The sequence below is a fragment of the Halobacterium bonnevillei genome (assembly GCF_009831555.1).
GTDB lineage: Archaea > Halobacteriota > Halobacteria > Halobacteriales > Halobacteriaceae > Halobacterium > Halobacterium bonnevillei.
In genome coordinates this window covers 1-9,615 of the sequence record NZ_WUUU01000115.1, presented here as the reverse complement: position 1 = coordinate 9,615, position 9,615 = coordinate 1, and the positions used below count along the sequence as shown (strand labels likewise).

Annotated in this window: 7 protein-coding genes and 1 pseudogene; 6 read left to right on the top strand and 2 right to left on the bottom strand. The window is 67.9% G+C overall.

All coding sequences use genetic code 11. The features are described 5' to 3' along the window. Nucleotides 1-220 (bottom strand): annotated as a pseudogene (locus tag GRX66_RS12950) (prephenate dehydrogenase); the annotation flags it as partial. A 175-nt stretch (nt 221-395) separates the two neighbouring features. Between GRX66_RS12950 and GRX66_RS12945 the strand changes: the two are divergent. From GRX66_RS12945 to GRX66_RS12935, 3 genes are all read left to right on the top strand, one after another. Further along, nucleotides 396-1,856 (top strand): PAS domain-containing protein, encoded by a 1,461-nt coding sequence (locus tag GRX66_RS12945; protein ID WP_159526938.1) that lies wholly within the window; start codon nt 396-398, stop codon nt 1,854-1,856. A gap of 102 nt (nt 1,857-1,958) precedes the next feature. Continuing rightward, entirely contained in the window at nt 1,959-2,540 is a 582-nt protein-coding gene (locus tag GRX66_RS12940; RefSeq protein ID WP_159526937.1) for a HalX domain-containing protein, read from the top strand. Between the two features lie 99 nt (nt 2,541-2,639). Next, complete coding sequence (locus tag GRX66_RS12935; RefSeq protein WP_159526936.1) at nt 2,640-3,701, top strand: PAS domain-containing protein; 1,062 nt, start codon at nt 2,640-2,642, stop codon at nt 3,699-3,701. A 126-nt stretch (nt 3,702-3,827) separates the two neighbouring features. Here the strand turns inward: GRX66_RS12935 and GRX66_RS12930 are convergent, their stop codons facing one another. Further along, complete coding sequence (locus tag GRX66_RS12930; RefSeq protein WP_159526935.1) at nt 3,828-5,003, bottom strand: M24 family metallopeptidase; 1,176 nt, start codon at nt 5,001-5,003, stop codon at nt 3,828-3,830. A 156-nt stretch (nt 5,004-5,159) separates the two neighbouring features. On the opposite strand from GRX66_RS12930, the gene aroA reads away from it, so the two are divergent. The 3 genes from aroA (at nt 5,160) to GRX66_RS12915 (ending at nt 9,410) form a co-directional block, all read left to right on the top strand. Continuing rightward, the gene (gene aroA / locus GRX66_RS12925; protein WP_159526934.1) at nt 5,160-6,443 is read left to right on the top strand and encodes a 3-phosphoshikimate 1-carboxyvinyltransferase; all 1,284 of its coding nucleotides are present in this window, start codon (nt 5,160-5,162) and stop codon (nt 6,441-6,443) included. 98 nt (nt 6,444-6,541) lie between these two features. Then, the gene (locus GRX66_RS12920) at nt 6,542-7,768 is read left to right on the top strand and encodes an alkaline phosphatase family protein (protein WP_159526933.1); all 1,227 of its coding nucleotides are present in this window, start codon (nt 6,542-6,544) and stop codon (nt 7,766-7,768) included. Nucleotides 7,769-7,970: 202 nt separating this feature from the next. Continuing rightward, a complete protein-coding gene (locus tag GRX66_RS12915) occupies nt 7,971-9,410 on the top strand; it encodes a PAS domain S-box protein (RefSeq protein WP_159526932.1) in 1,440 nt (479 codons plus the stop codon). Nucleotides 9,411-9,615 lie beyond the last annotated feature (205 nt).

The following is a 9,615-nucleotide window of genomic DNA, read 5'->3' as shown; positions in this document are numbered from 1 at the left end:
GGCGCTCGAGGGTCTCGACGGCGACGGCCATCGGCACCGCGACGACCACAAGCCCGAACGACTCCTCGGTGTCCAGCGGGACGGCTCGCGCCCGGCGGTCGAGCGCCGCAGCGGCCGCTTCCGCGCGGTCTTCGTCGACGTCGGTGAACGTCACCGGCGCGTCCGCCAGGTCCGCGAACCAGCGGCCAACGTCGCCAGCGCCCACCACGAGTACGTCCATCGAGTCACGTTAGCGGCCGACCCGGCAAAAACAGTTCGTTACCCCGGCCGGCGACCGGCGCTGCGACACCGGAGACAGTCACGCGGACGCCGCGAACCGGAGACCAATCGTTGCGATTCGCGGACGTGATAACTCGACGTGAGGATTTTTGTGTGGTGACTGGCTGGGCGCCTCTATGGTCTTGTCCGCGTCCAGGTTCACGGAGCGGAATGCGGCCCGTGACTGGCTGGTCGCGGCGCTCGGTGGGACGCTCACGGTCGCCGCAGTCACCCACTTCGCCATCCACGACACGAACGACGTCATGGTGGTCGCGGCGACGGTGCTGCCCGCAGTCGCGTTGCTCGCCTACGGCCTCTGGTTCCAGGTGTTCGGGCCGCAGGTCGCCCGCGGCGACGCGGTGTTCGTCTGGGCGGTCGGGGGTGCCGGCGTCGTTCTCACGCTCGACCTCTGGGCGATAGCCGTGAACGCCTACGGCGCTGGCGCGGCGATAAACCACGTGCTCATCCAGCACACGAGTATCGGCGCGCTCGGCGCGGCGGTCGCCGGTACCTACAGCGACCGCGACCGCCAGCAGTCACGCGCTCACGGCCGCCTCCGGCGCGCGCTCGACACCGCGATGGACGGCATCGCCGTCCTGGATGACGAACGCCGGGTCGCGTACGCCAACCAGGCGTTCTGCGACGACTACGGCGGGTGCGGACCGGACGACGTCGTCGGCGTGCACTGGACGGAGTTCTATCCGACCGAGACGCAGACCAGACTCGGCGACGTCTTCGACGACTTCGACGCGGACAAACGCGACCACTGGCACGGGAACGTGCTCGCGCGCCGCGACGACGGCCACACGTACCCCCAGGAGTTGTCCGTGACGCCACTCGACACCGAGGGGTTCGTCTGCGTCTCCCGCGACGTCACCAGTCGCGAAGAACGCGACCAGCGGCTCCGGGTGTTGAACCGCGTGCTCCGCCACAACGTCCGGAACGCGCTGAACGTGGTTCTCGGTCGAGCGAGCCGGCTCGAGGACCGCCTGGACGCCGAGATCGTGGTCGGGGGGGCTGCCCCGGAACCCGTTCAGTCAGACGGAGAGCCGGGAGAACAATCGGCTAGCGACATCGGGAGCATCAAGACCGCCGCCGAAGACCTGCTCGCCGTCAGCGAGAAGGCGCGCGTCGTCGAGCGCGTGCTCCGCGAGGACGACGCAGCCAGCGCGCCGCTGGCCGAACTGGTCGCGACGGAGGCCGACCGCGTGGGTTCGGACCACCCGGACGCGACAATCGAGGTGACCGCCGACGCCGACGTAGCCGTGGACGCGCGCTTCCGGCTCGCGGTTCGAGAGTTACTGACAAACGCCGTCGAACACAACGAGGCTGGGACGCCGCACGTGACCATCACAGCCCGAGATGGGAGCGAGGATCCAGCCGGCAGTGAGGGCAGGCCGTTCGTTCGGGTGACGGACGACGGGCCGGGAATCCCGTCGCAGGAACACCGCGCACTCGAGGGCGTCGAAGAGGCCCCGCTCCAGCACGGGTCCGGCATCGGCCTCTGGGCCGTCTACTGGCTCTCCCAGCAGTGCGGCGCGACTATCGAGACGGACGAGGACTCCACGATCACGATCTACTTGTCGACGACCGAGTGACCACGTCGCGGCTGGTCGGTGGCCACCGCCGACCAAGCTGTCCCACGCCCGCTGTCAGTTCGGGAAAGAGTTAAAAGAACAGCCAGACTTGGTGACGAGTAGATGACAGAGACGGCGACGGTTCTCGTCGTCGAGGACGAGCGAGAACTCGCGAACCTGTTCGCGGATTGGCTGTCCGAGACGTACCACGTCCGGACCGCGTACAGCGCAGAGGACGCGCTGGACGAACTCGACGCGTCCGTGGACGTCGTGTTACTCGACCGCCGACTCCCGGAGCAGTCCGGCGACGTCGTTCTCGACCACATTCGGGAAACCGACTACGACTGCAAGGTGGCGATGGTGACCGCCGTCGACCCCGACTTCGACACGCTCGAACTCGGATTCGACGCCTACGTGGTCAAACCCATCGAGCGCGCTGAGCTGGAGTCCCTGGTCAGCCGGCTGCTCGCGCGCTCGCTGTACAGCGAGGAAGTCCAGACGTACTTCGCGCTGGCGTCGAAGCGCGCGACCATCGAGACGTCGAAATCGGCGGAGGAGCTCTCCAACGACGCGCGGTACGAGCAGCTCTGCGAGAACGTCCAGGAGATGCGCGAGGACCTCGACCAGCTCGTCATGGAACTCGACGAGGAGGACTTCCTGGCGGTGTTCCACGACCTCCAGGGCGAGAGTTCGACGGGGCCCTGACCTGCGGCGGCGAAACGTGACGCCAGACCGCCGTGCCGGGACCGCAACGCCCCCAGAGACTATCCACCAAGAGGTCTTACCACCACTGTATTTCCGCTCATGGGCGACACGATAGACGTCCTGTTCGTGAGTGCGCGCCCGCGGATGTGTGCGGCGGTGGAGCGCGAGCTCCAAACGCACGAGCCGTTGACCGTGACGACGGTCCGGACTGCGGCGGCGGCGATCGACGCGCTCTCCGAGCGAGCCGTCGACTGCATCGCCGTCGAGCACACTGTCGGCGCCAGCACCGACGCGCACCCCGCTATTGACGCGACTGACGATGCAGACGCGACTGACGATGCTGAGGACACAGACACCCTCGTCACGTCGGACACGACAGGCGAGACTGACGCGCTCCAGGTGCTGCGGCTGGTTCGGGACACGGACCCCGCAGTACCCGTGGTGGTTTACGAGGCCGCGGACGCGTCGTCGGTCGCCAGCGAGGCGATCTCGCTGGACGTGACCGAGTACGTGCGCGAGGGCGAGGTCGAGGATCCGCTCGGGGCGCTCGCGAGAGTGTGCCGTGACGTGAGCGCGTCGTATCGCGCCGAACAGGACGTCGCGATGTTGAACGACCTCGCGCGGAACGTCTACGAGCGGATCACGGACGGGTTCTTCGCGCTCGACCGGGACTGGCAGTTCACGTACGTCAACGATACCGCCGAGGAGATACTGGAAGTGGACGCCGACGACGTGCTCGGGAAGAACCTCTGGGACGTTTTCCCAGGTGCCGTCGGCACGGAGTTCTACACCGAGTATCACCGCGCGATGGCCGCCCAGGAACCGGTGACGTTCCGCGATCGGTATCCGCCCCTGGAGAAAACCTTCGAGGTGCGCGCGTTCCCGTCCGAGGACGGGCTCTCCGTGCACTTCCGCACCGTCGTCGACGAGGACGCCGAGCACAGCGACCACCTCCTCGAGTTGACGAATGTGCTCTCCGCTGACCTCCTGGACTCCATCGAGGCGCTCCGCTCGGACCTCGAAGCCGCGCACGACGCGAGCGACGACGCGGAAGAAATCGAGGCCGCGCTGGACGCCGTCGACCGGATGCAGTCACTGGTGAACTACTCGATCCGGCTGGCCAGCGAGCGCCCGACCCCGGGGAAGCCACAGACAGATTAGTAGGTCGAGCGTCGCAGGGGACAGCCCGGCGCTGCCGGCCACAGGATACGGGACAGTTCGGCGCCGCCGGCCACAGGATACGGGACAGTTCGGCGCTGCGTTCGTCCGCGACGACGCACCGAGCAATCAGTTCGACAACGAGATGTCGTAGTCCGTGAGGTTCTCGTAGCCGTCCTCGGTGACGACGACGATGTCCTCGATGCGGACGCCGCCGACGTCGGGGTCGTAGAGGCCGGGCTCGATTGTGATGACGTGACCGGGGCGGAGCTGTTCGCCGTCGCGCGCCAGCGACGGTTTCTCGTGGACGTCGAGGCCGACGCCGTGACCCGTCGAGTGGATGAACCCGGTCTCGGTCTCCGGGTCGGTGTAGATCGTCGGGAAGCCGTGGTCGTCGTAGACGTCGACGACCGCCTGGTTGACGTCCTCGCCGGAGACGCCGGGTTCGACAGCGTCGAGGGCGGCGCGGTACGCTTCCTCGGTGACGTCGTACCACTCCTGCTGGGTGTCCGTCGGGTCGCCGTTCAGGAACGTCCGCGTCATGTCCGAGTGGTACTTCGTGTCCTTGTCCCGCGGGAAGATGTCCACGATGACGAACTCGCCGGCCGCCAGCGGCCCGCTCCCGCGGTCGTGGGGGTCCGCGGCGTCCCGACCGCACGCGACGATGGTCTCGTCCAGCGCGCACCCGTGGCGGAGGAGTTCGATCTCGATGGCTTCCTTGACGTCCTCGCTGGTGAGCACGTCGCCGTCGTGGACGAGGTGACCGTCGTCGTCGACGTCCGCGCCCCGGATGAGTTCCTCGGCGCGCGCCATCGCCGCCTCGTTGGCTCGCTGGGCGGTCCGCACGTGCTCGATTTCCTCGTCGGTCTTCGTCGCGCGAACGTCCGACACCACGCCGTCGTCGTCGACGGTGACGTTGACGCCGTTGTCGCGCAGGTCGTCTGCAACCCCGACCGGGAACCGGCGCTGGACGGCGACCGAGTCGCACCCGAGGTCCGCGAGGAACTCGTCCACGACGAGCGCATACGCAGTCTCGCTGTCGTGGTCTTCGCGCTTTGCGTGGAAGTCGTAGTCGGAGAGCCGCTTGACGACCCCGGCGCGGCCCTCGGTCTTCGCGCGACCGTACTCCAGCGAGGACGTCAAAATTCCGGTGGCCTCGGGCGTGTAGACTGCGAACAACGGGTCCGGGGCGGAGAACCCGGTGACGTAGTAGAGGTCGCTGTTCGACGCGTCGTCGTGGAATGCGTAGCCCTCGAGGCCGTTCTCGTCGAGATACTCGTCGAGTCGCGCGAAGTCGGGGTCCATGCAGGCGACTCGTGGAGCGGTCGCCAAAATGCTACCGTATCCGGTCGGTTGGGCGGGGTTCCGCGGCCGGGATCCGGCGCACAGAATCCGGGCTGCCCGGTCCAGAAACTGGCCGGCGTCGGAATCCTGATACCGGCCGCCGCCGTCGCCTCGCGTATGCAAGTGACTGTAGCGAACTCCCGGGTGAGCGGGACGGCGCGCGCACCCCCGTCGAAGAGTTACACGCACCGGGCGCTGCTCGCTGCGGGATACGCAGAGGGCGCGCTGGTGCGCGGTCCCCTGGTCAGCGCCGACACGAAAGCGACGGCGCGTGCGGTCGACCGCTTCGACGGCGACGCGGAACGCGTGGACCGGGACTGGGAAATCACGGGATTCCTCGGCGACCCGGCGGTCCCGGCGGACGTCATCGATTGCGCGAACTCCGGGACGACGATGCGATTGGTGACTGGGACCGCCGCGCTCGTGGACGGTACGACCGTCCTGACGGGCGACCGGTCGCTGCGCTCGCGGCCGCAGGGTCCGCTCCTCGACGCCGTGGAGTCCCTCGGTGGGACGGCGCGCTCGACCCGCGGGAACGGCCAGGCGCCGCTAATAGTCGATGGCCCGATCGAGGGCGGACACGTCGAAATCCCGGGGGACGTCTCCTCGCAGTTCATCACGTCGCTGCTGATGGCCGGCGCGGTGACCGACCGCGGCGTCGAACTCGAGTTGACGACCGAGTTGAAGTCCGCGCCGTACGTCGACATCACGCTGGACGTGCTCGACTCGTTCGGCGTCGACGCGGAGGAACGCACGAACGGCTACCGGGTGGCCGGCGGCCAGACCTACGAGCCGACAGACGGCGAGTACGAGGTCCCGGGGGACTTCTCGTCGACGTCGTACCTGCTCGCTGCTGGCGCGCTCGCGGCCGACGAGGAGGTGGTCGTGGAGGGCGCTCGACCGAGCGCGCAGGGCGACGCCGCAATCGTCGACGTGCTCCGCGAGATGGGCGCAGCCGTGGACTGGGAGCAATCCACGGGGCGGATTTTCGTCGAGCGGAGCGCGCTCGACGGCGTTACCGTCTCCGTCGCGGACACACCCGACCTCCTGCCGACGATCGCAGTGCTTGGCGCGGCGGCGGACGGCTCGACACACATCACGAACGCCGAACACGTCCGGTACAAGGAGACCGACCGCGTGTCGGCGATGGCCGAGGAACTCGCGAAACTCGGGGCGTCCGTGGAGGAACACCCCGACGAACTGGTCGTCCACGGCAGCGACTCCGACCTCGGTGGCGCACACCTCGACGGCCGCGGCGACCATCGCATCGTGATGTCGCTGGCCATCGCGGGCCTCGTCGCCGACGGCGAGACGACAATTGACGGCGCCGAACACGTCGACGTCTCCTTCCCCGACTTCTTCGACGCGCTCGCGGACCTCGGCGCCGACGTCGATCGTTGAAGCGGTCGGACGCACTGAGGGCGTCGGGGAGGGATGCCGTGCGAGGGAGTGCCAGTCCACCGGAGCAGTTTTGCCAGTTCGAGTGTGATTTCGGGAGTATGCTCGACGCGGACCTCGCCGCGGACCTCGCCGCCGACGAACTCGCTGCCGGTTACCTCCGGCCGGCGTACGACGGATTCTGCTTCTCCCGGATTCCCGCGACAGCGGCTTCGATGGTGGGGTCAGACCTCGGTTCGGAGCTCCCGGACCGCGCACTCGACGGCGTCGCGACCGACGCGGAGCGCGTGGTCGTCGTGTTCCTCGACTCGCTGGGGTTCCGGCAGTTCGAGCGCGTCCACAGGGACGTCTCGCTGCTCGAGTCGTTCGTGGTCGCGGGTCGCGTGACGCCGCTGACGTCCACGTATCCCTCGGAGACGGCGGCTTGCGTGACAACCATGCACACCGGCTCGGAGCCCGTCGAACACGGGTTGCTCGGGTGGAACGGCTACGACCCGGCGGCGGACACGGTCTACGAGACGCTGCCGTACGCGCCGAAGGACGGCGGCGAAATCTCCGTCGAACCAGCAGCCCTCTTCGACGCGCAGCCAATCTACGAACGGTTGGGGGCGGACGGCGTAGACGCACAGGTCGTGGAACCGGACTACGGTCCGGGCTACCGTGACGCGTCGCTGGTCGGCGCGAACGCCCGCCACTACGACCGGACGACGGACTTCGCAGTCGCGGTGCGGGACGCCGTCCGGGAGTCGGATGCGCCGTCGTACACGTACGCCTACTACCCGGTCGTCGACACTGTCAGCCACCACCACGGCCCGGACAGCGAACGCTACGACATACAGGTCGGAGCGGTCTGTGACGCGCTCGAACGGGCGTTCGGAACGCTCTCGAGTGCAGTGGCCGAGGAGACGGTCGTCTGTCTCGTCGCGGACCACGGCCAGGTGCCCGTCGAGGACGGCACCGAACTCGACGACACCGGCGTCCTGGAGTACGTGCAGACCGACCGCTCCGGCGCCCCGCTGGTCCTGGGCGGCCCGCGGAACGTCCACCTGCGGGTAACTGACGTGGGCGCGGCGCGCGCCAGTCTGTCGGACCTCGACGCGCTGGTGTACTCCCGGGACGAGGCGCTCGAAGAAGGACTCTGGGGCATGGGGGAGCCGGGAGCGGCGTTCCACCGGAACTGCGGCGACCTGGTGGTCGTGCCCCGCGAGGGTGCGCTCTGGCACCGGAGTGAGCCAGACGAACTCGCGCTCGCGGGCATGCACGGCGGCCTCGACCCGGCCGAGGCGCTTGTTCCGTTCGGCGTCGCGCGCCTCAGTGACCTCGCGTAGGGCCGCTGTCGCCTCGAGTGGGGGCACTGTCGCTTCGAGCGGGGGCGCTGTCGCTCCGCGTAGGGCTGGTGTCGCTCACGCCCGCCGAGTTACCGTTCCGACCCTGGGCCCCGCGTTGTCGGGTCGGGATTTCCAGATAGTTGGAAGAATCGAACACTTATTCACTTGTGTCCCCCGTAGTCCACCGCGAACCCACGCCGAGATGAGTGTAGACACCACGACGGAGCGACTTGCAGCCTTCTTCAACAACTCCCCGGACGCCATTCTCGTCGTCCAGCGCGAGGGTGTCATCCGGCGTGCGAACGCGCGAGTCGAGGAGATCTTCGGCTACGCGCCAGAGGAGCTTGAGGGCGAACTGATCGAGGTGCTCGTCCCGGACGCAGCCGAGGTCGACCATCCCGAGAAACGCGAGGCGTACTTCGAGTCAGCCGAGTCACGGCCGATGGGCGCGGGACTCGAACTCCGCGCCGAACACAGGGACGGCACCACGTTCCCGGTGGACGTCAGTCTCAGCCCGATCCAGACGGACGGCGAGACCGAGGTCATCGCCGCCGTCCGGGACAGGAGCGAACGGGAGCGACTCCAACAGAAGTACCGGACGGTCATGCAGACGGCGCCGGACGCCACGTTCGTCATCGACGCGACGACGGGCGAGATTATAGAAGTGAACGAGGCCGCAACCGAACTCCTGGACGCACCCGCCGCTACCCTCGTGGGTGCTCACGTGACGTCGCTGCACCCCAGCGAGGAATCCCAGCGGTACCGAGAGTTGTTCCACGCCCACCCGGAGGGCGAACAGAAGACGATCGCACGCTTCGAGAACGGCGACGACGTGCTCGTGGAACCCACGGACGGCGACCACGTCCCCGTCGAGATCAGCGCCCAGCACCTCGAACTCCAGGGACAGGAAGTCGTGGTCGCGATGTTCCGGGACGTCTCAGAACGGCGCCGGTACGAGCGCGACCTCTATCACCAGATCGACCGCCTCGAGCGACTCGCGGAAGTACTGTCTCACGACCTCCGGAATCCGTTGAACGTCGCGGAAGGCAACCTCGAACTCGCCGCCGAGACCGGCGACACGAGTCGGTTGAACGAGGTCGAGCGCGCCCACGACCGGATGCGGGACATCATCGAAGACGCGTTGACGATGGTGCGCGGCGGCTCCGAAGTCGAGTCCGTCGAGCCGCTGGAACTCTCCGGCATCGCCTGGAAGTGCTGGCGGAACGTCGCGACGGCGCACGCGTCGCTGTCCGTGGACGCCAACGGGCTCGTGTACGCCGACGACACGCGTGCGACCCACCTGTTCGAGAACCTCTTCCGGAACGCCGTCGAGCACGGTGGCGACGACGTCACCGTCACCGTCGGTGTCTTCGAGGGCGGGTTCTACGTGGCTGACGACGGCCCCGGGATTCCGCCCGAGCAACGAAAGTCCGTGACAGAGTCCGGGTGGACCACCTCGTCGACCGGCTCGGGGCTCGGGTTGAGCATCGTCGCGGACATCGCCGCCGCCCACGACTGGACGTTCACCGTCACCGAGAGTGCCAGCGGGGGCGCGCGCTTCGAATTCGCAGACGTTCGGACTGCGCCCTACGACGACGCGTACACGCAGGATGCCGACAAGGAACGCTCCCTGGAGAGGTAGCCTGGACGTCTCAGGCCTGCTGGGCGGACAGTTCCGGGTTCTACACCTGAGCGAACGTTTTTGCAGGGACGGACGTGCCAGGGAGCTGCAGGGACGGACGTGCCAGGGAGCTGCAGGGACGGACGTGCCAGGGAGCTGCAGGGACGGACCGTGACCAGGGAACAGCCGTAGTCGCAAGCTGAACGAAGGACAGGCTTGAAGGACA